The 26,779-nt window shown below is 68.8% G+C and carries 31 protein-coding genes and 2 pseudogenes; 16 read left to right on the forward strand and 17 right to left on the reverse strand.

The window, feature by feature from the left end:
* Window positions 1-44: 44 nt before the first annotated feature.
* Together SLUN_RS18260 and SLUN_RS40335 are read left to right on the forward strand one after the other, a co-directional pair.
* Window positions 45-710, forward strand: a complete 666-nt coding sequence (locus SLUN_RS18260) for a TetR/AcrR family transcriptional regulator (RefSeq protein WP_108149536.1) — start codon at window positions 45-47, stop codon at window positions 708-710.
* Window positions 711-1,176: 466 nt separating this feature from the next.
* Complete coding sequence (locus SLUN_RS40335) at window positions 1,177-2,205, forward strand: hypothetical protein (protein ID WP_175313438.1); 1,029 nt, start codon at window positions 1,177-1,179, stop codon at window positions 2,203-2,205.
* Here the strand turns inward: SLUN_RS40335 and SLUN_RS18275 are convergent.
* The gene (locus SLUN_RS18275; protein ID WP_108149540.1) at window positions 2,202-2,744 is read right to left on the reverse strand and encodes a GNAT family N-acetyltransferase; all 543 of its coding nucleotides are present in this window, start codon (window positions 2,742-2,744) and stop codon (window positions 2,202-2,204) included. The genes SLUN_RS40335 and SLUN_RS18275 overlap by 4 nt on opposite strands.
* Before the next feature lie 453 nt (window positions 2,745-3,197).
* On the opposite strand from SLUN_RS18275, the gene SLUN_RS42075 reads away from it, so the two are divergent.
* The 3 genes and pseudogenes from SLUN_RS42075 (at window position 3,198) to SLUN_RS41265 (ending at window position 4,090) form a co-directional block, all read left to right on the forward strand.
* Window positions 3,198-3,596 carry a hypothetical protein gene (locus SLUN_RS42075; protein ID WP_306610768.1) on the forward strand — a complete coding sequence of 133 codons (399 nt, stop codon included), beginning with the start codon at window positions 3,198-3,200 and terminating at the stop codon, window positions 3,594-3,596.
* Window positions 3,523-3,864, forward strand: a pseudogene (locus SLUN_RS42080) (TnsA-like heteromeric transposase endonuclease subunit); the annotation flags it as partial. The gene SLUN_RS42075 and the pseudogene SLUN_RS42080, both read left to right, overlap by 74 nt.
* A gap of 91 nt (window positions 3,865-3,955) precedes the next feature.
* The gene (locus SLUN_RS41265) at window positions 3,956-4,090 is read left to right on the forward strand and encodes a hypothetical protein (RefSeq protein WP_257153966.1); all 135 of its coding nucleotides are present in this window, start codon (window positions 3,956-3,958) and stop codon (window positions 4,088-4,090) included.
* A gap of 51 nt (window positions 4,091-4,141) precedes the next feature.
* Here SLUN_RS41265 and SLUN_RS18285 read toward each other — a convergent pair whose 3' ends face one another.
* Window positions 4,142-4,741 (reverse strand): beta/gamma crystallin domain-containing protein, encoded by a 600-nt coding sequence (locus tag SLUN_RS18285; RefSeq protein ID WP_159100284.1) that lies wholly within the window; start codon window positions 4,739-4,741, stop codon window positions 4,142-4,144.
* Between the two features lie 680 nt (window positions 4,742-5,421).
* Between SLUN_RS18285 and SLUN_RS18290 the strand changes: the two genes are divergently transcribed.
* From SLUN_RS18290 to SLUN_RS39485, 4 genes are all read left to right on the forward strand, one after another.
* Window positions 5,422-5,856 (forward strand): VOC family protein, encoded by a 435-nt coding sequence (locus SLUN_RS18290; RefSeq protein WP_108149543.1) that lies wholly within the window; start codon window positions 5,422-5,424, stop codon window positions 5,854-5,856.
* A 95-nt stretch (window positions 5,857-5,951) separates the two neighbouring features.
* Window positions 5,952-6,152, forward strand: coding sequence for a hypothetical protein (locus tag SLUN_RS18295; RefSeq protein WP_108149545.1), 201 nt, complete (start codon window positions 5,952-5,954; stop codon window positions 6,150-6,152).
* 91 nt (window positions 6,153-6,243) lie between these two features.
* A complete protein-coding gene (locus SLUN_RS18300; protein WP_108149547.1) occupies window positions 6,244-6,822 on the forward strand; it encodes a dienelactone hydrolase family protein in 579 nt (192 codons plus the stop codon).
* A gap of 230 nt (window positions 6,823-7,052) precedes the next feature.
* Complete coding sequence (locus SLUN_RS39485; RefSeq protein WP_159100285.1) at window positions 7,053-7,406, forward strand: hypothetical protein; 354 nt, start codon at window positions 7,053-7,055, stop codon at window positions 7,404-7,406.
* On the opposite strand, the gene SLUN_RS42370 is transcribed toward SLUN_RS39485, so the two are convergent.
* Window positions 7,321-7,773: a DUF6188 family protein gene (locus tag SLUN_RS42370; RefSeq protein ID WP_108149549.1), complete on the reverse strand. Its 453-nt coding sequence runs from the start codon at window positions 7,771-7,773 to the stop codon at window positions 7,321-7,323. The two genes, SLUN_RS39485 and SLUN_RS42370, sit on opposite strands and share 86 nt — an antisense overlap.
* A 292-nt stretch (window positions 7,774-8,065) precedes the next feature.
* Here SLUN_RS42370 and SLUN_RS41270 point away from each other — a divergent pair, with 292 nt between their 5' ends.
* The 3 genes and pseudogenes from SLUN_RS41270 to SLUN_RS18315 form a co-directional block, all read left to right on the forward strand.
* Window positions 8,066-8,461 (forward strand): hypothetical protein, encoded by a 396-nt coding sequence (locus SLUN_RS41270; RefSeq protein WP_254709978.1) that lies wholly within the window; start codon window positions 8,066-8,068, stop codon window positions 8,459-8,461.
* Window positions 8,462-8,464: 3 nt separating this feature from the next.
* A complete protein-coding gene (locus SLUN_RS41275) occupies window positions 8,465-8,854 on the forward strand; it encodes a hypothetical protein (RefSeq protein WP_254709977.1) in 390 nt (129 codons plus the stop codon).
* Window positions 8,847-9,221, forward strand: a pseudogene (locus SLUN_RS18315) (GntR family transcriptional regulator); the annotation flags it as partial. The gene SLUN_RS41275 and the pseudogene SLUN_RS18315, both read left to right, overlap by 8 nt.
* Window positions 9,222-9,567: 346 nt before the next feature.
* Here the strand turns inward: SLUN_RS18315 and rox are convergent.
* Window positions 9,568-10,995, reverse strand: a complete 1,428-nt coding sequence (gene rox, locus SLUN_RS18320; RefSeq protein ID WP_108154817.1) for a rifampin monooxygenase — start codon at window positions 10,993-10,995, stop codon at window positions 9,568-9,570.
* Window positions 10,996-11,449: 454 nt separating this feature from the next.
* Window positions 11,450-11,956, reverse strand: coding sequence for a GNAT family N-acetyltransferase (locus SLUN_RS18330; protein WP_108149551.1), 507 nt, complete (start codon window positions 11,954-11,956; stop codon window positions 11,450-11,452).
* Window positions 11,957-12,072: 116 nt separating this feature from the next.
* On the opposite strand from SLUN_RS18330, the gene SLUN_RS18335 reads away from it, so the two are divergent.
* Complete coding sequence (locus tag SLUN_RS18335) at window positions 12,073-12,579, forward strand: DinB family protein (RefSeq protein ID WP_108149553.1); 507 nt, start codon at window positions 12,073-12,075, stop codon at window positions 12,577-12,579.
* Between the two features lie 48 nt (window positions 12,580-12,627).
* Here SLUN_RS18335 and SLUN_RS18340 read toward each other — a convergent pair whose 3' ends face one another.
* From SLUN_RS18340 to SLUN_RS18350, 3 genes are all read right to left on the reverse strand, one after another.
* Window positions 12,628-14,694, reverse strand: a complete 2,067-nt coding sequence (locus tag SLUN_RS18340) for a HelD family protein (protein WP_371413836.1) — start codon at window positions 14,692-14,694, stop codon at window positions 12,628-12,630.
* Between the two features lie 43 nt (window positions 14,695-14,737).
* Window positions 14,738-15,346: a TetR/AcrR family transcriptional regulator gene (locus tag SLUN_RS18345; RefSeq protein WP_108149555.1), complete on the reverse strand. Its 609-nt coding sequence runs from the start codon at window positions 15,344-15,346 to the stop codon at window positions 14,738-14,740.
* A gap of 175 nt (window positions 15,347-15,521) precedes the next feature.
* A complete protein-coding gene (locus SLUN_RS18350; protein ID WP_108149557.1) occupies window positions 15,522-16,286 on the reverse strand; it encodes a TetR/AcrR family transcriptional regulator in 765 nt (254 codons plus the stop codon).
* A gap of 139 nt (window positions 16,287-16,425) precedes the next feature.
* Between SLUN_RS18350 and SLUN_RS18355 the strand changes: the two genes are divergently transcribed.
* Window positions 16,426-17,376 carry an ATP-binding cassette domain-containing protein gene (locus SLUN_RS18355; RefSeq protein WP_108149559.1) on the forward strand — a complete coding sequence of 317 codons (951 nt, stop codon included), beginning with the start codon at window positions 16,426-16,428 and terminating at the stop codon, window positions 17,374-17,376.
* A complete protein-coding gene (locus SLUN_RS18360) occupies window positions 17,369-18,124 on the forward strand; it encodes an ABC transporter permease (RefSeq protein ID WP_108149561.1) in 756 nt (251 codons plus the stop codon). The genes SLUN_RS18355 and SLUN_RS18360 overlap by 8 nt, the downstream gene beginning before the upstream one ends.
* Before the next feature lie 128 nt (window positions 18,125-18,252).
* On the opposite strand, the gene SLUN_RS18365 is transcribed toward SLUN_RS18360, so the two are convergent.
* The 6 genes from SLUN_RS18365 to SLUN_RS18390 form a co-directional block, all read right to left on the reverse strand.
* Window positions 18,253-19,083, reverse strand: coding sequence for a hypothetical protein (locus tag SLUN_RS18365; protein WP_108149563.1), 831 nt, complete (start codon window positions 19,081-19,083; stop codon window positions 18,253-18,255).
* Window positions 19,084-19,163: 80 nt separating this feature from the next.
* Entirely contained in the window at window positions 19,164-19,871 is a 708-nt protein-coding gene (locus SLUN_RS18370; RefSeq protein ID WP_257153754.1) for an HAD family hydrolase, read from the reverse strand.
* Between the two features lie 108 nt (window positions 19,872-19,979).
* Window positions 19,980-20,813: a GntR family transcriptional regulator gene (locus SLUN_RS18375; protein WP_257153755.1), complete on the reverse strand. Its 834-nt coding sequence runs from the start codon at window positions 20,811-20,813 to the stop codon at window positions 19,980-19,982.
* 175 nt (window positions 20,814-20,988) lie between these two features.
* Window positions 20,989-22,233, reverse strand: a complete 1,245-nt coding sequence (locus tag SLUN_RS18380; RefSeq protein ID WP_108149567.1) for a GNAT family N-acetyltransferase — start codon at window positions 22,231-22,233, stop codon at window positions 20,989-20,991.
* Between the two features lie 25 nt (window positions 22,234-22,258).
* Entirely contained in the window at window positions 22,259-23,218 is a 960-nt protein-coding gene (locus SLUN_RS18385) for an asparaginase (RefSeq protein WP_108149569.1), read from the reverse strand.
* An 89-nt stretch (window positions 23,219-23,307) separates the two neighbouring features.
* On the reverse strand, window positions 23,308-23,979 hold the full coding sequence (locus SLUN_RS18390; RefSeq protein WP_108149571.1) for an RsiG family protein: 672 nt from the start codon (window positions 23,977-23,979) through the stop codon (window positions 23,308-23,310).
* Between the two features lie 117 nt (window positions 23,980-24,096).
* Here SLUN_RS18390 and dtd point away from each other — a divergent pair, with 117 nt between their 5' ends.
* Window positions 24,097-24,522 (forward strand): D-aminoacyl-tRNA deacylase, encoded by a 426-nt coding sequence (dtd, locus tag SLUN_RS18395; protein ID WP_108149573.1) that lies wholly within the window; start codon window positions 24,097-24,099, stop codon window positions 24,520-24,522.
* Between the two features lie 51 nt (window positions 24,523-24,573).
* On the opposite strand, the gene ygfZ is transcribed toward dtd, so the two are convergent.
* The 3 genes from ygfZ to SLUN_RS18410 form a co-directional block, all read right to left on the reverse strand.
* Window positions 24,574-25,539 (reverse strand): CAF17-like 4Fe-4S cluster assembly/insertion protein YgfZ, encoded by a 966-nt coding sequence (gene ygfZ / locus SLUN_RS18400; RefSeq protein WP_108149575.1) that lies wholly within the window; start codon window positions 25,537-25,539, stop codon window positions 24,574-24,576.
* 10 nt (window positions 25,540-25,549) lie between these two features.
* Window positions 25,550-25,996 carry a Fur family transcriptional regulator gene (locus tag SLUN_RS18405; RefSeq protein WP_108149577.1) on the reverse strand — a complete coding sequence of 149 codons (447 nt, stop codon included), beginning with the start codon at window positions 25,994-25,996 and terminating at the stop codon, window positions 25,550-25,552.
* Window positions 25,997-26,112: 116 nt separating this feature from the next.
* A complete protein-coding gene (locus SLUN_RS18410; protein WP_108149579.1) occupies window positions 26,113-26,685 on the reverse strand; it encodes a heme-binding beta-barrel domain-containing protein in 573 nt (190 codons plus the stop codon).
* Between the last annotated feature and the right edge of the window lie 94 nt (window positions 26,686-26,779).

The raw sequence follows: 26,779 nt of genomic DNA on the forward strand, positions 1-26,779 counted from the left end.
TACGTTGTCAACGTACCGCAGGTACCTAAGTTAGGCTGGCGATCGTGACTTTCCAGCGGGCGCGAACCGAAGAGCAGCGGGAGATCCGCCGACGGGCGATCCTCGACATGGCGTCGGCGATGCTCGACGAGATGCCTGTGGCCGCGGTCACCCTGAACGAGCTCAGCCGCCGGGTAGGCCTGGCGAAGCCGAACGTGCTGCGCTACTTCGAGTCTCGCGAGGCGGTGCTGCTAGAACTGCTGGACCACTTCCTGCAGGAGTGGCTGACGGAACTGGCAGGCGAGTTGGCCGCCGGCATCGACGAAAATCTACCCATGACCGAGCGAGCGGCAGCGGTGGCCGAGATCCTCAGCCGCTCACTCTCCGGCCGAGTGGTGCTGTGCGACCTCTTCGGCGCACAGGGCAGCGTCCTGGAACACAACGTCTCCGTCGAGGTCGTAGCACGCTACAAGCGCGCCTCCCTGGACCGCCTGACAACCATGACCGCCCTGATCCAGAAGTACCTGCCGGAGCTGGGCGAGAACGCAACACTGTTCAGCCTGCAAACCATGGTCATGGCCGGCGCGCTGTCGGCGTACAGCACACCCCCACCCAGCCTGCAGGCGGCCTACCAGGCCGAGCCCGACCTGGCCCGCTTCCACTTGGAGCTGAAGGACTACTTGAAGCTGGCCCTGACCGCGACCCTCCTGGGCGTGCTACCCCGCCGCTGACCTGCGTTGCACTGGACAGGCCAAAACCTCTGTATTTCTCGCGCTCGGACGGTGGAGGGTCCGGGTTGCCCAAGCTCGGGCCGCTGGCCCTGACCACTTCGGACTCCGCGTCAACGCTCTTCTTCGGGCCCGGCGGCAGCTGAGCCTTCACGTCGGCGACGGCGGCAGCGCCCGGCGGACCTGGTCGACCGAGGTGTATCGCCGCAGTGGTCGGCAAGTTGCTCCAGCGCGCACACGACGGTCCGCCCGGAGCCTCCACGGAGAAGACTCCACCCCGGCGCAAGCGGCGGCGCTCCAACGCGCTTGGCCGTCCGGCCGTCCTCGATACATCCGGCTCACGCGCCCGACCCCCGGACGAGCCCGCGTTCGATGAGCCCGAAACCAATCAACTTGAAGAGGACGAGTCCCTGGCAGACGTCGTGCCCCTCGGCATCTTCGACGCCCGCAAGGAGGCCGAGCGACGGTGGTGAGCACTCCTGCCCCGGTGCACTCGGACATGCCTCGCGACACCACGCTGACCCTGTCGGGCTGGCGGCGCTTCGTCGAATCCTCGCCACCCCAACTGGCGCTTCTCCCTGACACGCAGTGGACGCAGATGTCCGTCGCGGACCGTGACACCTATGACGAACAGCGCATCGACTATCACTCAGAGATGATCGTGGTCGCGACCTCCGCGGTCCGCGAGGTCACACACCGGGGGCGGCTGCTCACCCTGCTGAACCGGCGGGAGATCAGCGCTCGCAGAGGGCTGATCGTCTCCGGGCCGTCGACCACCGGTAAGAGCACGGCACTCAAGCAGCTCGGCCGCACCCACGAACGCTTCTGGGCCCGGCAAGAAGACGTCATCTGCCCAAGCCACTGGGTCTGGACCGGCACCACCAGCTCGCTCGACCTCAGCAGCCATCCCAAGGTCGCCTCGGAAGTCATCACGGCGAACCGGCGCCACCGAAGACTGATCCGCCGACGCGGACGCCTCGCCGTCCGCGCGGCCTACTACGACGCGAAGAAGCTCTGCTGGGAGTGGAACAAGATCGGCATCTTCAACAAGAAGATCAGTCGGCGTCTGACGGACATCCTCGGCCCTAAGTGGAGCGTCCGTCACGACGATCCGGAATCCGAAGCCGCCTACTACCCGAACGTGATCGAACTGACCCGGATCCTGTCCTCGCCTTACTGGCGATCACTCATCCTCGATGAGCATCTCCCTGCAAGCACTCCGCGTGAGCCCTTCGAACTTCTCGGTGTCCCGGCCGACTTCTGCTGGCTGATGGAGAGCACACCCGGCATCGAGCTATTCGTCCAAGAGATCCGAAGGACCGTCAACCCCTACTTCAGCTGGCACCCGTACTCGCACTACGGGAGTTATCCGGCCTTCACCAAGTGGGTCCTCGACGAACTACGCGAGCGCTTCAGCCCGTCCCCCTACCGGCACCTATTACGGCCCACCCCGGAGGTCTTCGGTGAAGATGCGGTCGTGTCCCGCCGCGTGGTCTAGCCTGTGGGCATCTCTGCGGTGGTCCGATACAGCACACACTGGCGAAGCGGCCCCTCGGGCACACTCGGATCCTCGAAGTCGTCGGCCGGATCCCGGGCCATTCCGATCCGGCGCATCACCGCCTGGGAACGAAGGTTGTTGACCGTCGTCGACGCAACGATCTCCGGCAGCCCGAGGGCCTCGAAGCCAAAGGCCAGGCAGGCCAGGGCGGCCTCGGTGGCGTAACCGTGACCCCATGCTGAACGTATCAACCGCCACCCGACGTCCACCCCCGCGAACGGCAAGTCCTCGCCCACCTCGTCCAAGCCGGCGCGGCCGATGAACTCACCGGTCTCCCGTGCTTCGAGCGCCCACCACCCAAACTCTCGCTCGTCGAACTCTGCCTGCATGAGAGCCACCGTGGCATCGCTTTGCTCCCGCGTCAGCAGTTCGCCCAGGTGTTCCCGAACTTCGGGATCGGCGTTCATCGCCGCCCATGGTTCGAGGTCGGACTCCCGCCACCGGCGGAGCAGGAGACGATCGGTACGCAGTTCCGGCATGGTGCCCAGCTAACGTCATCACGATCAGGGTGTCGATCGGTTATGTCGCGCCTACGGTGCTCGCCAGCGCCAGCCCCCTGCACAGATCTGCACGGCCTACACCACGCGGCGGAGCGCCATCGAAGATGCACCACATGGAGCAGATTCCGTGAGATCCCCCGAGTAAAACTGCACGATGAAGCAGATCGGATGACACACACCAGGTCCCGCCAGTCTCAACGAAACTGCTCCGACCTGGTCAGGGGCCTAACGCCGGAGCAGTCTCAATGAGACGCGACACCTGATGTCCGGTCCCAGCGATGTGTAGGCAGTCCCGCTCTTCTGTGGGCAAGCGGGCCACCGTCCCGGTCATCTGTAGGCAAGTTCCGGGGTGTTCCAGTCCTCAGTGGGCAGTGCGGCGAAGGTCTTCCTACGGTCGGTATGGATGGTCGGCGTCGTACGTACGGGGCCTGGATGACTGCACGCGTGGATGGCCCGGAGTCGGCCGAGGGGTTCGAGGTCGAGTACGTGGATCCGGCGGGCGTTCGTCGGCGGGGGCCGTTGAGCCGGTTGTGGTCGGTGCGGTTCGAGGGCGGACGGCCTGAGCGCCGGTTTCCGGCTTTCCGGGGGCAGGGCAACTGGTGCGGCTGGTACTGGTCGGCGACCTGCGGCGGGCACGTCGGCTATGAGTCGTGGCTGGAGCGCGATCATCTGATGCTGCTCGACTTCGACCCGCGGCTGACGGCGGTTGCCTCGCAGCCCTTTCAGCTGTCGTGGTCGGGGGGCGAATGGGAAGAGGGTGCGGCACACGCCGGATTTCTTCGTACGCCGCGCGGACGGCACGGCGCTGGTGGTGGACGTGCGCCCGGATGAGCAGATCGAGCCGCGGGACGCGGTGAAGTTCGCGGCGACGGCCGCGGCCTGTGGCCTCGTGGGGTGGGACTTCGCGCGAGTGGGGACGCCGGATGCGGTGCTGATGGAGAACGTGCGATGGCTGGCCGGCTACCGCCATCTGCGTGTGCACCGCCCACAGGTCGTCGCCCGGTTGATGGAGGTGTTCGCCGACGAGGCCTCGCTGCTGGCCGGGGCCAGACGGGTGGGCGATCAGATCGCAGTGCTTCCGGTCCTCTTCCATCTGCTCTGGCTACGTGTTCTTGCCGTGGATCTCCGCGCGGGACTGCTGTCGGCGAGTACGCGGGTTGGGCTTGGAGACGTAAGGGAAGGGGGCGGTTATGCCGTCGCGTCCGCGGCTTCTGCGAGCGGGTGCGGCGATCACGGTGATGAGCCGCCGTCTCACCCGCCGCAAGGCCCGGCCCGCCGCCCGCCGCGACGTTACCTCGTACTACCTGCAGGGGCAGGCGGCCTGACCGCCCCTGGCCCCTGCCCTGCATCAGCGGGCCGCCAAAAGGTAACGGACGCTAGACGTCCGTCAGTTCGAAGATGAACTGGTTGCGACCCTCCCGCTTGTACCTCATGTTGGCGGGGAAATTCGTCTCGTCGGCGACATCGACCGACTTGGTGGTGCCGTTCCAGACGAAGTAGACGGACCCCATGGCGACGTACTCTCCGCTTTGCTCGCTGCGGACGTAGATGGCTGAGGTCACGGGAGGGCCGTCCTCCGGCATAACGCCGACCAAGCCGTACTCGGGGTCCCCGGAATAGACCAGGATCTCGCCCACCTCGAAGGAGGCCACCTTCAAGCTGTACTGCCCGTTCTGCCCTCCGGTTAGGTCCTCCAGCCGGACCGCGATGGGCAGCGTGGTGTCCCGGATGACCTTGAACCTCGTCAGACCTCCGATGCCGGTGATGTCCGCCTGGTCAAGATCCCACTCCTGGTACCTGCCGGTCTGGTTGGCGTGCTGCCAGGCGAGCACCTTGACCTGCCGGCCTACCTTCACCGACCTGAATCTGTCGTTGAGTTCGCCCGGATGGAGATTCTCGTTGGCTCCAAGGTCGTAGGTGTGCGCCTCGCCCGCAAAGGAGAGCTGGGCGTAGAAGGTGACCTGGTCGTCTTTCATGTGCACCCCGAATCGACTACTGAAAGTTACTGAATTATCACTCATCGGAGTTGTCGGCTAGCCGGCGACACACCAGAAATGCCCGGGGCGCCCCTAGGGTCGTCGGCCAGCGGTCGGAGGTCGGCATGTGTTTGCACTGCACCCTCTGACAAGCGAGGTGGTTGCGGCCTTGAACCCCCAGGTCGCGATGGACGCCCTGGCAAAGGACATCGCTGAGATCGGCTACCCACTGGGCAATGGCACCAACGCCTGATGCCAGAAGAGCAGCTGCCTACGGTTGAGTGGGACGCCAGCCATCACCCCGTCCCGAACAACCGTAGGCACCGCAGTTCAGGACATCGCCCCGCCCACACTTATCTGGGACAGGACACCTGAGCACGTTGTCCGTTCCCAGTGGATGTGCCGGAGTCCCGGCGAAGATGGCTGTCCTGCCTCAGGCGACCTGCTCCGATCTCACCGAAGCTGATCCGATCCGGGCCTGCGTCTCACTGAACTGCTCTGCGACTGACTGCCGTTGCCCCGTCTCATGCTAATTGGCCCCTGTCTCAGGTGATCTGGTCCGATTCGCTCGCCGTCTCAGGCGATCTGGTCCGGGCTACTCCTGTCCCGCGAGACCTCGACCCGCGCGGCGGTGACACCCCGGGGGTTCGGTGAACAGCACACGCCACTACGGTGGGCCGATGGCGTCGATCAAGCAGTTCCAAGTCACCTTCGACTGCGCAGAACCTGAGCGCGTCGCTCGTTTCTGGTGCGAGGTGTTGGGGTACGTCGTACCGCCTCCACCGGAGGGGTTTGCCACTTGGGACGATTTCAATCGCTCGCTGCCGCCTGAGCGCCAGGGTTCAGGGTTCGTCTGCATGGATCCCTCAGGTGTGGGCCCGCGAATGTACTTCCAGCGCGTCCCCGAAGGCAAGGTCGTCAAGAATCGGCTGCATCTTGACGTGCGGGTCGGTACCGGACTCGTGGGTGAAGAGCGCCTGGCCGCACTTGAGGCCGAGTGCGCACGACTGGTCCCGCTCGGCGCGGTACGCGGGCGACTACTGCTTGCCGATGACAACAACGAGTCGTGCCTCGGGATGCAGGACATCGAGGGCAACGAGTTCTGTCTCGACTGAGGGGCCGCGAACGTGTCCTCGTTCTGTCCCCATGGGCCAGGACGAAGAACCGCCCCCGACCTGTCAGGGCGCTGTGGCGCAGATCGCCGGATTAGGTGCTCGGGACGGGCGAGCCGGGAGCCGTCCAGCGGATCACCACCGAGAACACCACCCTCAAACAGCGCGTCCGCCAGCTCACCACCGATAACCACACCCTGGACGAGCGGCTCAAGGCCGCCCGCTCCAACCTCCGCTTCCAGGACCGCCGCATGGCCGACCTCGAAGCCCAGATCACCGAGCCGGGATCAGCAATCTGATCCTGCCCGGCTGGGGATCCGTGGGTGTCAGTGCTGCGGGTCATACTCGTGCTGCGGTGCCGTCCGGGCGCCGCAGCACGAGGGGAGCGACATGGCTGAGGTGCTGGTTTTCCACCACGGGCACGGTCTGACCACCGGCATTCAAGAGTTTGCTGAGCTGCTGCGACAGGCCGGACACACCGTCCACGTCCCGGATCTGTTCGAAGGGCAGGTATTCGACAGCCTCGAGGAGGGCATCGGCTACGCCGAGAAAGCCGGGTTCGGCACGATCATTGCGCGCGGAACCGCCGCAGCCGAGAGGCTGCCTGCGGAGCTCGTCTACCTCGGGTTCTCACTCGGCGTCCTGCCGGCGCAGAAGCTGGCCCAGACCCGCCCCGGCGCAAAGGGCGCGCTGTTGCTCGAGGCATGCGTCCCGGTCCCGGAGTTCGGCGGTGCCTGGCCCCAGGATGTCCCAGTGCAGGTCCACGGCATGGACGCAGATCCGTTCTTCGCCGGGGAGGGGGATGTGGACGCGGCCCGCGCGCTCGTCGAGACGGCGGCGGATGCCGAGCTGTTCCTCTACCCCGGCGACAGGCACCTGTTCACCGACAGCAGCCTTCCGTCGCACGACGAGCACGCGGCAACGCAGGCCATCCATCGGGTGCTCGGCTTCCTCGACCGCATCAAATAGCCCAGCGCCCTCGCCGCTCAGGGCTACTTCGGCGATGCTCCGGTGCCCAGTTGGCTGCACCACGGTCCGTCCACCGTCCCAGTGGACGGACCGCCCCACGAGACCACCCAGCTCAGACGAGCTACAGCCACGGCCCACCTCGCCATCACGGACATGCAGTCTATGAATCGTCGCAGTTCAGAGCTGACGCACGAGCTCCTGCGGTCGGTAAAGTCGACGAACTCCACAACATGTCGCTGACCACCCGCAACGGCTCGGAGACCTCTGACCAGTTGAAGTACCTCTCCGAGCGGATCCCGGCCACCTTCGTCTATGCCGGACTCGACATGGACAGCACCGGTTTGTTCAACGGCACCCGCGGCAAACAGATCGCCAGCCGCTTCGCGGTCCTGGAGAGCGGCGCGTTCCCCTACGGAACCCCGCGCCAGCGCGAGGACTGGCATGCCCTGGTCGCCACCCTCGAACAGTCCCTGCGGCTCCACCGGCACACCCCGCCCCCTACTTCGCCTTGCTCTGATCCGTTTCGGTCCCACCGGCGCCCGGGCCGGACCAGACGGCGAGCTCACCCTCGGGCAACGATATGAAGCGCCATCCCGCTGGCCCCGTGACTTGCCACGCTTCGAACGTCGGGTCGGCCGGGCAGTTCAGATGGAAGCCCGTCTCGAACACCAGCCGCAGTGTGCCGGACTTGAACGCGACCGCAGACGCGACTTTCGCCCCGAACAGAGGAAGGGCCGCTGCGACGTCCTGGGACTCCGGCGTCAGGAGTACTGAGGGGTTGGTCCGGATCGACCCGCGCGAGAGACGGGCGGGTGCTTCCAATGCGACTTCCCAGTCCTCGTCAAGGGCCAGCACGAGTCGAAAGTCGACGGTGATCCTGGTGATGCTGAGGCCACGGAGGTTCAGGATCCATCTGTCCTCGTGCTCGACGGGACCAGTTGCAGTGCTCACCAATGCACCTTGGCCGATTTGGCAATCGAGAACCAGGGGGTTTCGCCGCTGTCAGGCGCCCAAACGAGAGGCCAGCTCGCGCGATGCGGAATCCCACGTCATCACCGTGGGCCGAGCCGGCCCAGGGGACACCAGTGAGCCGGAGGGCGACCCTCATTGCGCCGGAGGTAACTCCCTTGTGCCAGAAGCCGTCTCCCTATGTATCGCCTTGTATCGAGCATTTGACACAAGACCCCGACCAGGGCATCTTGTACCCACTGCTTGATACAAGATGATCTGGGGGGATCTCCATATGCTCGACACCGTCCCGCTCCAGTCCCGGTTCCTCGACCACGCCGACCACTACGCCCGCTGGTCCGGTCTGGCCATCGGCATCGTGGCCGCACAGCAGTTGGTCACGATGGAGAGCGGCGACATCACGATGCCCCTCGTGTTCGCCATCACCGCTTTCGGCCTGTGCGCGGTGGGCGGTGTCCTGCTCGGCGACGCCCTGACCCTGCGTCCCCAGGAAGCGGTACGCACCGCGAGTCTCGCCCCGCGCCTGGTCCGAGACCAAGTGCCGCCCCGTATGGCGCCCCTGCTTCTTCTGCAGGCGGCGTCCCTCGTCACCCTGCTGGTGATGGGTGCGGTCACGGCCTCCTCCGACCCCGCCCGGACAGCGGGGCGTGTCATCACCGTCACCTGCTAAGGGATGCGCGCATCCCTCGGTCCCTGGCCGGGCCTGTACTACAGCGGCCCGATGTTCGCCGCCCTCGCGGTCGGAACCCCCGTCTGCGTCTGGGCCCTGCGCCGTATCGCCCACGGCCCGGGCGACGACCAGCAGCGCCGCGACCGCGCGTGGGCGATCACCGGAGCCTGGGGGCTGCTGGTGTCGAGCCAGGTGCTGCTCGTCGTTCTGATGATCTTCGTCGCGCTCACGGAGAAGGCCTGCGCCGGCCCGCTGGGCGCCGCCACCATCGTGGTGATCTGCCCCCTGGGCCTGCTGAGCCTGTTCACCTTCGGATGGTCCCTGGTCACCGTGGTGGCACCCCGGGCGGTCGACGACGAGGCAGCCGACGATGGGACTTTCGACGATGAGTGACACCGCCGTCCGCGTCGACACCACCAGCCAGGTACCGCCGTACGAGCAGATCCGCGCCCAGCTGGCCGCGCTGATCCGCACCGGCCGGCTGGCCGAGGGCGAGCGCCTGCCGACCGTGCGCCAGCTCGCCGCCGACCTCGGTCTGGCGCCGGGCACCGTGGCCCGCGCCTACCGCGAGCTGGAGGCCGCCGAGCTGATCCGCACGCGCCGTGGCGCGGGCACCCGGGTCGCGGCGCTCCCGTCCGAGCCGCACTCGCACGATGCCGACCAACTCACCACTCTGGCCCGGGACTTCACCTCCGCTGCCCGAGCGCTCGGCGCCGACACCGAGGACATCCTGACCGCCGTCCGCGACGCCCTGGACCCGGGGCCCGCCTCCTCCTCGGCCACCGCCGACAGCGGAGCAGGTGGCCCCAAGACGGCCGAGGCGTCGGCGCAAGTCACAGGCGTGAGGAACAGGCTTGAGCAGCAGGCGTAAGTAACAGACGTAACAGGCACAGGTAACAGTGGGTGATGAGCCACTGTTACGCCACGGCGCGACCACTGAAACGTTCCGTTCCTACGGTCCTGGCGCAGCCGGAGAACCTCCACTCCGGATCGGCCAGAGGAACAGGAACAGGAACAGGACCGGCAGCTGGACTACCAGTCGTGGCTGACGACCCAGGCGTGGTATCAGTTCCAACGGCCCACCCTTCCGAGCCACGGCTGCGCCCTCAGCTGACGGCAGCGCCGAACCACCTGGGCAGCCGGCTGAGCAGATCCTGCTGATCTTCGCCGACCCACGCCACGTGGCCGTCCGGCCGCAGCAGCGCCGCGGGCACGTCCAGCTCCTCGCTGACGTCGACGACGTGGTCGACCCGATCTGCCCAGCCCGCCACCGAGAGCCGGCCGGTCTGGTCGAGCAGCAGCCCGCGGCCGCCGTGCATCAGCTCGTAGAGGCGCCCCCGCTTCAGCCCCACGTCCCGCATCCGCCGGCCGAGCAGTTCATGCCCCTCGCCGAAGTCGTAGCGGACCCCGACTGCGGTGATCATCTCGGTCACGTACCGGTTCACCTCCTCGAAGTCCATCAGCTTCGAGAACAGCTCCCGCAGCGCGGTCGCCCCCGGATCGGTCCCCAGCAGCGTGATCTGCGCGCGGGTGTTGTCCAGCACGCGGGCGCCCACCGGGTGCCGTTCGGCGTGGTAGCTGTCAAGGAGCCCCTCCGGTGCCCAGCCGTTGACCGCGGCGGCCAGCTTCCAGCCGAGGTTGAACGCGTCCTGCACGCCGAGGTTGAGCCCCTGCCCGCCGGTCGGCGGGTGGATGTGCGCCGCGTCGCCGGCCAGCAGCACCCGGCCGACCCGGTAGCGCTCGGCCTGCCGGGTGGCGTCGCCGAACCGGGACAGCCAGCGCGGCGAGTGCACGCCGAAGTCGGTGCCCGCGAACGCCCGCAGCTGCTTCTTGAAGTCGTCGAGGGTCGGCTCGGTCGCACGGTCCTCGGCCACCCCGTCGGCGGGCACGACGATGCGGCACACCCCGTCCTCGCCGGGGGCGACGCCGAACCGCAGTTGGGTCTTGCGGACTTCCTCGACAACGGCAGCGATCGTCGCCGGATCCTCGGTCACCTCCATTTCGCCCAGCAGCGTCTCGACCTTGGCGGGCTCGCCGGGGAAATCGACGCCGAGCCGCTTGCGCACCGCACTGCGGCCGCCGTCGCACCCGACGAGGTAGCGCGAGCGCAGCTGGGTGCCGTCCACCAGCTCGACGGTCACCCCGTCCTCGTCCTGGCTCAGCCCGACCACTTCGCAGCCGCGCCGGATCTCGGCACCGAGTTCGAGCGCACGCTCGTTGAGCAGCCGCTCGGTGACCGGCTGCGGAGTGGCGAGGCCGTACGGGTGCGCCGTGTCCAACCGGTCCGGCCACGGTTTCATGATGCCGCCGAAGAGACCGCCGACCTGGAACTTCTCACTGACCGCGAGGAACCGGTCCAGCAGACCGCGCTGGTCCATCAGCTCGACGCTGCGTGCGTGCAGGCCCTGCCCGCGGGACTCCCCGGTCGGCTCGGTCAACTTCTCCAGCACGACCACGTGCACGCCGGCCAGCCGCAACTCGCCGGCCAGCATCAAACCGGTCGGTCCGCCGCCGACCACGATCACGTCAATCATGAGAACCCCCATTTAACGATGTTGAATTCAGGCCAGCCGCTCCGCGCAGTCCGGCGGCACGCACACCCGCACACCCGCACCTCCGCGCCGAGTCCCCGCAACCGCACCGCGAGTCCCACCGGCGGTTCGACTTTCCCGCGCAACCCGTACGCCGACAACAACTCACGTACTTAGCGAATCTGCCATTTCCGCAGGCCCTGGCCTTGGCCGGCCATTCTGCGGCACGACCCGGGCCTTGCCGCAAGCCCCCCGGTGCGCTATATCTTGAGAGTGGCAAGGAGTGGTAACTCCTTGCCTTTGCCTTTTGTCGTCCGCTGTGGACGGACAACTGTCGACGACCATCGGCCCGGACGCGCCCGTCGGCGACACGGCGCAGACGGTCACCGAACGCATCGCGGCGGCCCTGGCTCCGGATCACCCTCTTGGCCGACTGACCCCGATGCTGTCGGCGGAGTTACCCGGCGGCACCGTCGAGTGCTCCGCTCAGGTTCCGGACGTAGGAAATCCCTGGGCGGCCGTCCAGCCGGATCTCGCCGACGGGTACGAATCCCGTACGGGCCAGCACCGCTCGCGAGCCCGCGTTGTCGAGCGTCGTCACGGCCCGCAGCGTGGTCAGGCCGTACTCCGTTGTGGACAGGGCACATACCTGCTGGACGGCAGCCGTGGCCAGGCCCCGTCCGGCCGCCTTCTCGGCGATCCGGTAGCCGAGTTCGGCCGAGCGGTCCGCGACGTCGATCAGGTTGACCCGTCCCTGCACCGCACCGTCGTTGTCCACCAGGACATGGAAGTGGTGCAGCCCGGCGGCCTGTTCAGCGAGCAGGTCGCCGTGTCGTGCGTCGAATCCGGCGAAGTAGCCGTCACCACGGTCGGGAATCGACGCGGCGAAGTACGCCCGGTTCTCGCGCTCGAACTGGAGCAGGGCCGGAGCGTGATCGAGGCGGAGACGCTGGAGTTCGGGCATGCGACAACGCTACGCACCCTCGGATATCTGAACGACTCTGCCCCCGTCGTTGGGTAGCGTCTGGCACCGGCCGATACGTGGCCGCAAGCCCCCGCCGCCGTCGAGAGGATTCAGCAGTGTCCGACGAACGAATCGGCCCGCCCCTGCTCGGCGGCGAGCGCGAGACGGTGCGCGCCTTCCTCGACTTCCACCGCGCGACACTCGCCATGAAGTGCGACGGCCTCTCCGACGAGGACCTGCAAGCGCAGTCGATGCCGCCGTCGACGCTCTCTCTGCTCGGCCTGGTGCGGCACATGGCCGAGGTGGAGCGCACCTGGTTCCGCCGGGTGATCAACGGGGAGGACATACCGCTCGTGTGGTCGGACGAGGGCGATTACCAGGTGGCGTACGACGCGAGCGCGTCCACGCGCTCGGAGGCGTTCGGGGCCTGGCAGAGGGAAGTTGAGCACTCCCGCCGGATCGAGGAGAAGGCGGAGTCCCTCGACGTCACCGGCTACCAGCCCCGGTGGGGCGAGCAGGTGTCGCTCCGGCTGGTGATGCTGCACATGGTGCACGAGTACGCCCGGCACAACGGCCACGCCGACTTCCTCCGCGAGGGCATCGACGGGACGGTCGGGGCCTGAGGGGGACGGTCTGGCCGTAGCGGGGTGTCCTGCTCGCCGACGGGTGTCCTACTCACCGCCCCTTCGGATCTCCAGCTCCGGCGGCAACGGGCCGCGGTGCAGCACGTCGAGCCGGGACACCGCGCGAGTGAGCACGACATACAGCCGGTGCAGGCCGCGCGTCTCCGCCCCCGCGATCGCCGCCGGTTCGGCGACGACGACATGGTCGTACTCCAGGCCCTTGGCGACCGTCGCGGGCAGTACGGTCACGCGCGCCTCGGCCGCGAGGTCGTCGGCCGTGGCGGTCGCGATGCCCGCCTCCGCGAGCGCCGCGCGCAGCCGGTCCGTCTCCGGGCCGTCCGCGATCACCCCGATCGAGCCCTGGTGGTCCAGCGCCGCCCGCACCGCATCGACCGTCGCGGCGGCCAGGTCGTCGACCTCGCGGATCGTCAGCTCACCGTCCCCGCGCATCGATCGGGCCGGAGGTACGTCGACGCCCAGCGCCGGGACCAGCCGGTTGGCGAGGTCCACGATTGCCGCCGGCACCCGGAACCCGGTCGTCAGCGGCACCACGGCCGCCTGCTCCTTGCCCAGGTGAGCCAGTTGCTCGGACCACGTGCGAGCGGCCCACGGTGTGGTGCCCTGCGCGAGGTCGCCCAGCACGGTCAGCGAGCCGAAGCCGGCCCGGCGGGCGACGGCGCGGCACTGCATCGGTGAGAGGTCCTGTGCCTCGTCGACGACGATGTGGCCGTAGCCCTCGGGGCGTTCCATCAGACCGGCGAGCTCGTCGAGGAGCACGAGATCGGCGGCCGACCACTTCGCGGACTTGTACGAGCGCGGAGGCCGGTCCCAGCGGATGGCATCCTGCTCCGCCCCCGAGAGCAGCGGGTCGGCAGCTCGGGCCGGGTCGGTGAGCAGCGCGGCCAGCACCTCTTCCGGCTGCGTATGCGGCCACACCGTGTCGACGAACGCGGAGACCGCACGCGCCCGGCCGACCTTCTGCACCCACGTGTTGCCCATCGGTCCGGCCCGTCGCTCCGCCCGGAGCTGGATGGCGCGCACGGCGCGGGTGCGGACGCGTTCGCGGCCGACGGCGTACGGCGGTGCTTCCGCCCGCACCTCGGCGACGATCTGCTCCAGCTCGTCGAGCGGGACGCGCCAGCGGTACGAGCCGTCGGGCACGGCGACCTCCTCGGCGGGCGCCGACACCCTCACGTACAGCGCCCGGTGCAGGACGGCGGCCATCCGGGCGTCGTGCTTGACGACCGCGGCGGCCTCGCTGTCCTGCGTCCGCACCTCGTGGCGGGCGATCTCGTCGTCGACCGTCGACTGGCGGATACCGGTCTCGCCGAGCGAGGGCAGCACCTCGGAGATGTACGAGAGGAAGGTCCGGTTGGGGCCGAGGATCAGCAGTCCGCGGCGCTGGATGCGCTGCGGATAGGTGTAGAGGAGATACGCGGCCCGGTGCAGGCCGACGGCGGTCTTCCCGGTGCCGGGGGCGCCCTGGACGCAGACGGATTCGGCGAGCCCGGACCGTACGAGATCGTCCTGCTCGGGCTGAATGGTGGCCGCGATGTCGCGCATCGGGCCGACGCGCGGCCGCTCGATCTCGCCGGCCAGGATCGCGCTCCCGGCCGAGTCGCCGGCGGTCAGCCGCTCGTCCTCGAGACTGCTCAGATCGGCGGAATCTCCCTTGCTCCAGGGCGCCCAGCCGAAGCGGCGGCGTACGGCGACGCCCTGCGGATCGCGGGCGCTCGCCTGGTAGAAGGCGCGCGAGACGGGAGCGCGCCAGTCGACGACTAGGGGCGGGGCAGTGCCGTGTAGGGGCTGTTCGGTGATACGGCGGCGGCCGATGTGGTAGCTCTGCCCGTCCAGGTGGTCGAGGCGGCCGAAGAACAGCGGGCTGTCCGGCTCCTCGTTCAACGCCTTGGCCCAGCTGCGCAGTTGGTAGCCGAGGACTTCGGCGTCGGCGCCGGAGGCGAAGGCGTTCTCGCCGCTGACGACTTGCTGGGTGGCGCCTTCGGCCATGCCGGTCATGGCCGCACGGCAGGCCTCATGGAAGTTTCGCTCCCGCGTCAGTTCCTGGGTGAGTCCGTGGGCCGGTTCCTGGGTGAGCGCATCGTCGGGTGCCGTCATTCCACCGAGAATAACGTAACCGAGTTAAGTTTTTAACCGCGACTCACTCGAGGCCGCCGCCCAGCTGCCCGAACGCCAGCGCCGCCGCGGCGACCGCGTCCGGACGGACCTGCTCGGCGCTCTCCCCCGCCGCGATCCGCCGCCAGTTCTCCTCGGCCAGGATCCGCTGCACGGCGACGATCTGGCCGGCCGCGAGCCGTGCGCCGAGCCCGCCGCCGAGGGCAGCGGCCAGCGCCGACTCCGACCTGCCCTGGTACGCGTACAGCCGCGCGACCAGGCTCGGCGTCCCGTACAGCAGCCGGTGGTAGGCGAGTACGCCCTCCTCGTCACTGAGCCCGGTCACCGGGTCGCGCCGCTCCAGACCGTCGAGGAAGTGCCGGTGCAGGGCGTGCAGCGGGGAGTGCCCGGCCGGCCGGGCCGCCACGACACGGGCGGCCTCGTCCTCGTGGTCGGCGAACCGGTGCAGCGCCAGGTCCTCCTTCGCGGGGAAGTACCGGAAGAGGGTCGGCTTGGAGACATCCGCGGCGGCCGCGACCTCGGCGACCGGGACCGCGTCGAAGCCCTTCTCCAGGAAGAGCGCGATCGCGGCATCCGAGATCGCCCGGTACGTCTGCCGCTTCTTGCGCTCGCGCAATCCCGTTTCACCGCTCATGACTCACCGCTCATGACGACGAGCGTACGCATCCGAGGCCGACCTCAACCGCACGTGAGGTCAGCGAGGGACGGACGCTGCTCGGGAAGGTGCTGCCGACGACGTGACGGGACAGGTTCGGGGGCGGCCCGAGACAGGTCGCGTGAGCGAATCGCACCCCGGCCCTCGCGCCTCCTCAGCGGCGTCGTTCGATCAGCACCTCAATGCCGTCCAGCACCCGGTCCAGGCCGAAGGTGAACTCGAAGTCCGGGTCGTCCGGTTCGAACATCACGTCGGACTCCAGCATGCGCGCGAGCGCCGGATAGCGGTCCGGGTCCGCGAACCTCTTCAGGGTCCGGCCGTATCGGGCCATGACCTCCTCGGGCGAGAGCCCGCTCGCCTCGATCGCCGCACCCAGGTCCGCCATCAGCAGCGCCTCGTTCCGCACGAAGCCGCCGACCAGCAGGATCACCGAGATCTTCTCGCCCTCGTCGAGCCCGGTGTCCTCCAGCGCGACCAGGGCCTGCTCCCACCAGGCCACCGAGTTGGGCGTGGCGGGCGGCCCCGAGATGGGGATGCGCAGGGCCCACAGGTTCCGGTGGAACACCTCGCGCTGCGCCCGCGCCCACGCCGCCAGCGCCTCCCGCCAGCCGGTGCCGGGTGCGGGGTGCGGGGGCGGCGTTCCGATGACCGCCTCCTGCATCAGGATGTAGAGCTCGTCCTTGGCGGCGACATATCGGTAGAGCGACATCGTCGAGACGCCGAGCTCCTTGGCGATCCGCCCCATGGAGACCGCGGCGAGCCCTTCCGCGGCCGCGACGGCGACGGCCGTGTCGACAATGCGGTCCAGGCTGAGCCCGGGCTTGGGGCCCTTCGCGGGGCGTTCGCGCAGGCCCCAGGCGGCTTCGATGCTGGCGGGCAGCCCGGTATCGCTGACGTCGCCGCGCCTGCTGCCGGTCATCACCCTCCGCCTTCGCCCGCTCGTCTGCTCTTGCGCTTGACGCACATCCTAGTAATGCGTAACCCTTACACAGTACCGCGTATGTCATACGCAGTAACTGCTCCCGGGATGACCCTGCGAGAAGGAGAGTGCGGCAGTCATGAACGAGTCACCGGCCATCGAGGCCACGGGCCTCTCGAAGGCCTACGGAAAGTCGAAGGTTCTCGACGGCATCGACCTGCGAGTCGACCGCGGCACCGTCTTCTCGCTGCTCGGGCCCAACGGCGCGGGCAAGACGACGACCGTACGGATCCTCGCCACCCTCACCACCGCCGACGCGGGCCGGGCGCGCGTCGCCGGGTACGACATCGTCGCCGACCGCGGCCGGGTGCGCCGTGCCATCAGCCTGACCGGCCAGTTCGCGGCGGTCGACGAGAAGCAGACGGGCGAGGAGAACCTCCGGATGATGGCCCGCCTCAGCGGCCTGTCCCGGCGGGACGCCCGCCGCCGCGCCGCAGAACTCCTCGAACGCTTCGACCTCGCGGATGCCGGCCGCCGCCGGACGGTGACGTACTCCGGCGGGATGCGCCGCCGCCTCGACCTCGCCGCGGGCCTGGTCGGCGACCCGGAGGTCGTCTTCCTCGACGAGCCGACGACCGGCCTCGACCCCCGCAGCCGCGCCGAGCTCTGGCAGGTGGTGCGGGATCTGTCGGACCGGGGCGCGACGGTGTTCCTGACCACCCAGTACCTGGAGGAGGCCGACCGCCTGGCGGACCGCATCGCGGTCGTCGACGGCGGCCGGCTGGTGGCGGAGGGCACGGCGGCGGAACTCAAGGCACGGGTCGCGGGCCACCGCCTCGATCTCGTACTCAACGACACGGCGGCGTACTGGCGGCTCGAGTCACGCGCCGTGCACCGCTCCCCCGGGACGCTCACGCTCGGCCTGCCGACGGACGGCACGGCGGCCCATGTGCGGGCGCTGCTGGACGAGGTCGATCCGGACCGCCGGGATGTGACGCGCTTCGCGCTGCACACCGCCACGCTCGACGACGTGTTCCTCGCCCTCACCGGCTCCCCTGCCCGCACCCACAAGGAGCCGGCTCATGTCTGACGTACTGACACCCGCCCTGACCATGACCGGCCGGAGCATCCGTATCAGCCGGCGCAACATCGACGCCGTCATCACCTCGATGATGCTGCCGCTCATGCTGATGCTGGTCTTCATCTACTTCTTCGGCGGAGCCATCAACACCGGCACGAAGTACGTGACCTACGTGATCCCCGGCATCCTCGTCCTCTGCGCCGCCTTCGGCGCGTCCTCCACCGCGGTGAGCGTGAGCGAGGACATGAAGGGAGGGATCATCGACCGCTTCCGCTCGCTCGACGTCGGCGGCACGGCGATCCTGGCCGGGCATGTGGCGGCGAGCACCGTCCGCAATCTGTTCTCGACGATGCTCGTCCTCGGCGTCGGCCTCCTCATCGGCTTCCGACCGTCGGCAACACCACTCGGCTGGCTCGCGGCCGCGGGCATCCTGATCGCCTTCCTGCTGGCGATCTCCTGGCTCTCGGCGGCGGTGGGCCTGCTGGCCAGAACTCCCGAGGCGGCGGCCGGCTTCACCTTCTTCATGATGTTCCTGCCCTACCCGAGCAGTGCGTTCGTCCCGATCGAGACGATGCCGAACTGGCTCCACGGCTTCTCGGAACACCAGCCGGTGACCCCGCTGATCGAGTCCCTGCGAGGCCTGCTGCTGGCCCAGCCGGTGGGGACGGCACCGTGGACGGCGCTGGCGTGGTGCGGGGGGATGCTGGGGGTGGCGGTGGCGCTGTCGGGGGTGCTGTTCAGGGTGCGTACCCAGTGAGCCTGTTGTCGTTCTCGGTGCCGGCGCCTCGGCGCATCTGAGTGCGATTCCGCTCCGGCGCGGGACGGCTACGAAGAGCCGACGGAAGAGGCCGTCGAAGTCGAAGAGAACGCGTCCAGCGGCGCGAACTACCAGCCTGGCTCCCGCGAGATCCCCCACAATTCGTCGAAGTACTCGCGCCATGCCTTGATCGCTTCTGTCGCGTCCTTGCCGCCCGCGTGGTGCCAGCGCGTGAGCATCGAGTTGTACCCCTGAGGGTCCAGGACCCTTCTGTCGGCGGCTGCTCCGAAGGGAAAGTCGGTCTTCTCCAGTTTATTGTAGTAACCCTCGAAGACCAGTTGGTCGTTCATCAGGTACAGCTTGAGAGCGGCCGGCATCCGGAAGAATCTGAACTCGACCCTGAGATCGACCACCCCACCCCGGTCGAGCACTCGCTTGCTCCGCTCCAGCGAGTCCCTGTAGTCCTTGATCTTCGACTGCAGATACGCACGGAACTCCGGGTCGTCTTCGACCTTCCCCTCCGCCGTCAGTTTGCCGGGCAGCACATTCGGATCCCAGAAGTCGGGAAGCAGTATCCGTACGTCGACGTTCCGGGTGGGCCCAGGGCGCGTCTTGAGCCGGTCCAACCGCCGTGCCAGCTGATCGATGAGGGTTTCGCCGGTGTAGCCGATGAAGCCGATACTGACGGTCCGCTCTTCGAATACTTCCTCGAAGTGCTCGGCGAGCTCCCCGGGCCCGACCCGGTCCCTGACAGCCGGCTTCGAGACTTCGATCAGCCGCTGTACGGAGCTGTAGAGCGCGTAGCCGACGAGGCTGAGCAGCGCACCGCCAAGGAACGCTTTGTCCTCCAGCGCATCCCCCACGGGCTTCACGAACTGGGCGACCAGTCCGAGCGCGAAAATGCCGACCAGCAGCCAGCGTGTCACCGCCGACTCGGCACGCTCCTGGAAGTCGGACATGCGCTGGCGCAAGGACTGATCACTCGACACGAAGCACCCCAAGTCCCGTGAACGACAAGTCAGTTGGCTATCGTGCCGGATCAGTCGCCGCCAGTGACAGCCCTGAGTGCCGCCAATACCTCCGAGATCGCGCCAACGACATCCGACGCCCCGGACCGCAGGAGCAGATCTTCCTTCCGACGGTTGCGGGCATAGCCCAGAAACGGCACGCCCGCCTGGCCGGCAGCGATGACATCGGCAGGAGTGTCCCCGATCATCAGCGTCCTGTCCGGTTCCGTCCCGGTGGATTTCAGTGCACGACAGATCGAGTCGGGATGCGGCTTGAGCAAGGCCGGGTCGAAGGTGCGGCCGTGGATGTGGGGCTCGAAGTACGCCAGTAGGTCATGCCTGGCCAAGTAGGTCTTCAGCGCACGAGGCGAGTTGTTGGACGCAACGGCGAGCTTCCGGTCACGGCCCCTGAGTTCACGGATCAACGAGGCGGCCCCCAAGGTGGGCGTGGCGCTCACCGCTGCTTTCAGTTCCTCCACCGTCAGCCACTCCTCCATGTTCCGGACAAGCGGACTGGCAGGAGCCACTTCAGCCAGCACCTTGAGGATCTCGAGTGGGTCCCTCGAGTGGCGCGTCTGCTCAGGCAGCAGCCTCGGCGCCCCGCGCTGCTCGAGCAAGTCCACAAGAGACTCGGCGATCCCCGACGCCGGATACCCGGCGAAGAGGGCACACACCGGACCGTCGAAGTCAAAGATCACGCACTCAGCGGCCGCCAGAAGTCCGTGCAAGTCGGCGCCCACAGCACTCCGTCCATAGGGTGCATCGTTGTGCCGACGATACAGAGCGTGTTCCCCGTCCGCCTCCGGCTGCCGTCGGCCTCGTACTCCTGTTACGGCGCTGGTGGCTGATCAGGGTGCAAGGTTGATTTCTGTGGCGATCGTCCCCCACATGCCGTCAAACCACGCCTGCGCCTGTGTCACAAAAGCCTCGTCCCGCTTCTCCCCGCCGCGGCCGAAGGGGAAGAGCATCGAATCGCTGCCGAGCGCGTCGTAGATCTCGACCGACGTGTCATCGATCTGCTCCTCGCGCCGCTTGACGGTGTAGAACGCGAACAGCGCCTCCGAGCCGTTCAGCAGATAGAGCTTCACGGGCGGGGTGAAGGGCAGCGCCTTCAAGGTCACCTCGACGTCGATGCTGCGCGTGCTGCGAAGCGCCCGGAGGCTGTGCCGCAGGACGGCGCCTTGGGTGTTGCGCAGCGACAGCCAGTGTTCGTGCACCCGCCTCTCGTCGCCGGAACTCTCGGCGGGGCGAGGGAAGGCCAGGTCCAGGTCGCGGGCCGGCAGCAGAAGCCGGACCTTCACCGTGGCGGGGGTGACCCGGCCGGCGCGGATCAACTGCAGCGGCTCGGCGAGCGCGAGGTTGAGTGTCTCCGCGGTCAGACAGATCGCGTCGATGCGGACGTGGGGCGCCTCGAACGCCTCCATGATGCGAGGCCCCAGGCCGGCAATCGTCTGCTGGGGCTCTTCGGCTGCCGGGCCCGCGCCGGACGAGAGTTCGGCGATGCGGGCCGGAGCTCCCCTGGTCCTGCCCTCGAGCAGGCCGGCTTCCTCGAGGTGCGTCAGCGCCTGCCGGATCGCGCCCCGCTCCACCCCGAACTGCTCGGCCAGGCTCTCCTGCGTCGGCATCCGGTCACCGGCCTTCAGGACGCCGGTACGGATGCGCTCGCTCAGAATCTCCGCCACTTCTCCGGACGTGGGCCTTCTGGTGCCGTTCACTCCACTGCGCTCATGGGTCACAACAGAACGCTACAACTCGACGCCACCCACTGATAGTTGTCCACCGATTGTCTGAGTAGTCCGCCAAGCGTGGACAACTCCAATGAAGTTGGTGCCAACTTGGCCGACGGGGGGATCCGCCTCAGAAGATGTCCGGGCACCACGGCCGCCTCGGCGTACGGAACACCGCGTCCGCCACCCCCGCCGCCCCCGGTGTCCCCTCCTCCACCCGGCCCAGTGCCGTCAGCCGGACCGCCGACTCGTCGCCCAGGTAGAGCGAGCCCAACTCCCGTACATCCAGCGTCAGGTCCGGCGCCTGCGACGACGGCGCGCAGACCGCTCCGTCCGGCGAAGCGTCCAGCCGGAAGCGGCCGCCCGCCAGGCCCAGACCGTCGTGGACCTCGACCACCAGGGACGCCGACGTCGGGTACGTACGCCCCTCCAGCGCCCGTACGACATCCAGGATCCGCACCCACAAGAAGTCCGCCTGCGTCAGGATCCTCGCCGCGCGCGGGTCCGGCAGCAGCAGTGGGAGCAGGTCGTCCGGGGCCCGGTAGCCCGACTTGACCGTGGTGATCCAGTCCACCGAGCAGACGTAGTGCCACAGCGCGCGCTCCGCCGCGGGCGTCAGCGCGATCATGTCGCGCACCGACGCCGTGTTCAGCGGCTGCTTGGCGTCGCCCCACTCGTCGTCCGACGCGTAGACGATCAGGCCGTCCGCCTCTCCGGTCGCCGAGCGGTGGACCGCGTAGAACGGCTCCGTCCAGGATTGGCCCGGCAGTTGCTCCTGGCCGGTGGCGGCCCGCCACCAGAGCTCGTCGCGGGTCACCACGCCCGGCTGCACGGCCGCGAGGCGCGCATGCAGTTCCGGGCCGGTCTTGCGTACGTCCGTGCCGTCCACCAGATCGATGCGGCCGCCGTCCTCCGGGCCCGACCAGCGCGGGTCGAGGCCGGAGCGCGGGACGTCGATCGCCCACTCGGTGATCGAGGCGGCCGGGCCGTAGCCGTACCGCCCGTAGATCGGGTACTCGGCGGCGATCAGCGTGGACACGATGTCCCCGCGCTCCTTCGCCTCCGCCAGGTCCGCGGTCATCATGCGGCTGAGCAGGCCCCGGCGGCGGTGCGTGGGCGAGACGGTGACGTTCGAGACGGCGCTCGCCGGGAGCGCGGCGCCGCCCACCGCGGTGAGCTGCTGGGCGAAGGAGCGGTACGTCGCCACACAGCGGCCGTCGTCGAAGGCGCCGCGCACCCGCGCGAGGTCCGTATGCGCCAGGCGGTCGGCGGCCTCCGCCTCCGAGACCACCGGCGGCCGCAGAAACCCGGTGGCCAGCGCCCGCAGCCAGTCGCGGAACTCGGATTCGGTGACCCTGCGGGTTTCGAGGCTCATACTCACCACGCTAGCCACGCGTCGTTCAGAATGTCGCCCGAATTTCGCCGACCTCCGCGCTGCCGCCCAGCAGCGGCGCGTGCCCGATCCGGCCCACCACCGGCGAGTCCACGCCCAGCAGTTCGAGCGACCGGGCCAGCACCGGGCCCAGCGCCCGCGCCGAGCCGTCGTGCACCTTGAAGGCCAGCGCGCGGCCGTCCGCCAGCGCCACCGCCTGGACCGCCTCCGCGCCCATCTTGGAGAGCGTGCCGGGCACCTCGCGCATCAGCCAGGTGTCGGGGCGGCGCGTGCCCGCGACGTACTCGGGGTGGGCGCGCATCGCGTCGGCGACCCGGCGTTCCGCGGAGCCCGGCTCGGCGAGCACGAAGTGGCGGAAGGCGCGCGCCAGGCCGGTCAGGCTGATCGCCATCAGCGGGGCCCCGCAGCCGTCCGTGCCCACCGCCGTGACCCGCTCGCCGGACGCGTCCTCGACCACCGAGTGCACCAGCTGCTGGAGCGGGTGCGCCGGGTCCAGGTATCCGGCGCGGTCCCAGCCGTTCAGCGCGCAGGCCGCGAGCATCGCCGCGTGCTTGCCGGAGCAGTTCATGGTGACCTTGTCGCGGTCACGGCCCGCGGCGAGATACGTCTCCGCCTCGGCCGGGTCCAGCGGCAGATCCGGCGGGGTCTGCAGCTCATCGGCCGTCAGCTCGTGCTCGGCGAGCAGCTTGCGTACGAGATCGAGGTGGAAGGCCTCGCCCGAGTGGCTGGCGGCGGCCAGTGCCAGCCGCTCCCCGGAGAGGTCGAGCCCGGCGCGCAGTACGGCCGCGGCCTGCATGGGCTTGTTGCTGGAGCGAGGGAAGACCGGCGCGGCCGGGTCGCCGAGCGCCAGCTCCACACTGCCGTCCGCCGCCAGGACGACGAGCGAACCCCGGTGATGGCCCTCGACAAAGCCGGAACGTACGACTTCGGCGAGGACCGGGGGTATGGCAGCGGTGGAGGTGCTCATATCGGCCTTCCGGGTGGGGGCCCGCTCCCGGAAGGATCGCCGCAGGTTCGACGGAGCGATCGACGGAACGATCGGTTCGGAGAGTCGCTTCAGGTGAGCAGGTCGTCTACTTGTGCTTCGCCTTCACGGTACCTGCGGGCGATCTCCGCGCTGCAATCGTCGGCCGTGCGCTGCAGCAGCTGACGGCGGCGCGAGACCTGCTGCTCGTAGCGGATCAGCCGCCCCATCGCCGAGAGCAGCTCATCGTTCGTACGGGCGTCGAGGTCGGAGAGCGCGACCTCGGCGAGCATGTCGGCGGCCAGGATCCGGTACTCCTCGCTGTGCGGCGTGGAGAGCGTCACATGGCGGGCGGAGGAGCGGTGCTGCGAGGGGGCGTCGGCAAGGATCTCGGAGAGCCGGTCGACCACCGGCGGCTCCGGGACGACCGGCTTCTGGGGGTCCGTACGCCGGGCGAGCTCGGCCCGCAGGATGTCGATCCGCCCCTGCAGCAGCCGTCGCACATAGCTGAGGTCCGCCTCGTCGCGGTGCGAGTCGCGGCGGAGATTGCGCAGCTCCGGCAGCCGCAGGGCCGGCAGGTTGTGCTGGGGGGCCTCCGGCAGGGCGTCCCCGGAACGCTGGTGGGGCGGTCGCGCGGCACGGGTCGCCACAGGAGTTGCCACAGGAGTTGCCGGAAATGCGGGGAGCGCGGGATGCGCGGGAAACGCAGGAAGTGCGGGAAGCGATACGGGACCGGTCGGCTGCCCGGCGCCAGATGTACTCATGTGCGTATGTCCGTCCCCTCGACCGGTGCGGCTGCACCGCCTTCGTGCATGGTGCCACTCCGCGAGGTCCCGACGCAGGCGCTCTGCACCCGTTCAGCCCCAGATAGGTTGGTCTGTATGCGTGCAGTGGTGCAGAGAGTCGACGGCGCGAGCGTCGTCGTGGCGGGCGAGACGATCGGCGAGATCGTCGGCGAAGGCCTGTGTGTGCTGGTGGGAGTCACCCACGAGGACACCGCGGAGAAGGCGGAGCGGCTGGCCCGCAAGCTCTGGTCGGTCCGGATTCTGGAGGGCGAGAAGTCCTGCTCGGACGTGAATGCGCCCTTGCTGGTGATTTCACAGTTCACTCTCTACGGGGACGCCCGCAAGGGCCGACGCCCCACCTGGAACGCCGCCGCGCCCGGCGAGGTGGCCGAGCCGCTGGTCGACGAGGTGGTGGCGCAGCTGCGGGCGCTGGGGGCGACGGTGCAGACGGGCCGGTTCGGGGCGGACATGCGGGTCTCGCTCACGAACCACGGCCCGTTCACGGTGATCGTCGAGGTTTAGGCCGCCCCCCAGCCGGCCTTGCCGTACGGCTAGGCCGGTCTTGCCGTACGGCTACTGCTCGACCACCGGCTCCTGCGCGGCCGCCGTGTCGCCCGCCAGCAGCTCCGCGTCCACCGGCACATTGCGCTTCACCAGCGCGAGCGCGATCGGGCCGAGCTCGTGGTGGCGGGCGGATGTGGTGATGAAGCCGAGCTGGCGGCCCTCCTCACCGTCCGACGCGAGCCGCACCGGGGTGCCGTGCCCCGGAAGGTGCACCTCGCTGCCGTCCAGGTGCAGGAAGACCAGCCGGCGCGGCGGCTTCCCCAGGTTGTGGACGCGGGCGACGGTCTCCTGGCCGCGGTAGCAGCCCTTCTGGAGGTGGACCGCGCTGCCGATCCAGCCCAGCTCGTGCGGGATGGTGCGGTGGTCGGTCTCGAAGCCGACGCGGGGGCGGTGGGTCTCGACGCGCAGTGCCTCGTACGCCAGGATCCCGGCGGCCGGGCCGTGCTCGGCGGCGAACGACTCGAGGCCGGCGCGCGGCAGGAACAGATCGCGGCCGTGCGGGGTCTCCCGTACGACAACGCCCTTGGGCGGCTCGGCGATGGAGCCGGCGGGCAGGTGCACGACCGCGAACTCCTCAGTGCGGTCGGCGACTTCCACCCGGTAGAAGAACTTCATCGACTCCAGATAGCCGATCAGCGCCTCCTGCGTGCCCGGCTCGACATGCGCCCAGACGCTCTCGCCGTCGTCGACGAGATACAGCGCGTGCTCGATGTGACCGTGCGCGGAGAGGATCAGCGCCTCGGTCGCCTGGCCCGCCGGGAGCTCGCTCACATGCTGGGTGAGCAGCAGATGCAGCCAGCTCAGCCGGTCGTCGCCGGTGACGGTGACGACGCCGCGGTGCGAGAGGTCGACAAAGCCGGTGCCGTCCGCGAGGGCGCGCTGCTCGCGGAACAGATCGCCGTAGTGCGCGGCGACACCTTCGTCGTGTCCTTCGGCGGCGACGGCACCGGGCAGGAACAGCAGGGGGCTCTTCATGCAGATAAGCCTACGACTCGATAGTTGAAGCATCAGCAGATTCAGCCGTGCAGGTGCTGCAGCGGCCGAAGATCGCGAAGTGCTTCATGTCCGTCTGGAAACCGAAGCTCTCGCGCAGCTTCGCGGTGAACTCGGCGGCGACGGAGACATCCGCCTCGATCACGTTCGTACAGTCCCGGCACACCAGGTGGATGTGGTGGTGGCGGTCGGCGAGGTGGTACGTCGGGGCGCCGTGGCCGAGGTGGGCGTGCGAGACCAGATCGAGCTCCTCGAGCAGCTCGAGGGTCCGGTAGACCGTGGAGATGTTCACGCCGGACGCGGTTTTGCGGACCTCACTGAGGATGTCGTCGGGGGTCGCGTGCTCGAGGGTGTCGACGGCCTCGAGGACAAGCTGGCGCTGCGGAGTCAGCCGGTAGCCGCGCTGCCGCAGATCGCTTTTCCAGTCGGTGCTCACCACGGGGTCCAGTGTAGGCGGGGCTGCGGAACGGTGGCCCGAACCGGGCGCCCTTGCCGGGGCTCCGCCCAGGAGCGGGGCTCCGCCCAGGAGCCCCACGACGGTGAACCGGCGTCGGGCTACCGGAAGAAGGCGATTCCGTCGTCGGGAAGGTCACCGAGGTCCTTGGCCCAGGACTCGACCTGCTCCGGGGAGACGACCTTCTTCAGATGCGCCGACATGTACGGCCGCAGCGGAATCTCCGGGGTGGACTTCTCGCCCACCCACATCAGGTCGCCCTTCACATAGCCGTAGAGCCGCTTGCCACCGCTGTACGCACCCGAGACCCCGGTGCGCGCCACCGCGTCCGTCACCAGGTCGATCTGGGGCTTCTGGTCGGCGAGCTCGCCGTACCAGATCTCCACGACACCCTGGTCACGGGCCATGACGATCTCGACCTTGCGATCGGCGTCGATACGCCAGTAGCCGGACTCGGACTCCAGCGGGCGGACCTTCTTGCCCTCGGCGTCGAGCACCCAGGTGTGCGAGACGTACTCGACGAAGTCCCGCCCGTCGTGGCTGAAGGTGACCTCCTGGCCGAAATTGCACTTCTCGGCACCGGGGAAGTCGGAAACGCCCGCGCCTTCCCAGGTGCCGAGGAGGAAGGCGAGGGGGACGAGGCCCGGGTTCAGGTCGGACGGAATCTCGATCATGAGCAGCTCTGTCGATCTGTAGAGATACGGGTGTGACTAGCGCTGACCCTGGTACAGCTTCTTCACGGTCAGTCCGGCGAAGGCGGCGACGCCG

Source organism: Streptomyces lunaelactis (assembly GCF_003054555.1).
In the GTDB taxonomy this organism is placed as follows: domain Bacteria; phylum Actinomycetota; class Actinomycetes; order Streptomycetales; family Streptomycetaceae; genus Streptomyces; species Streptomyces lunaelactis.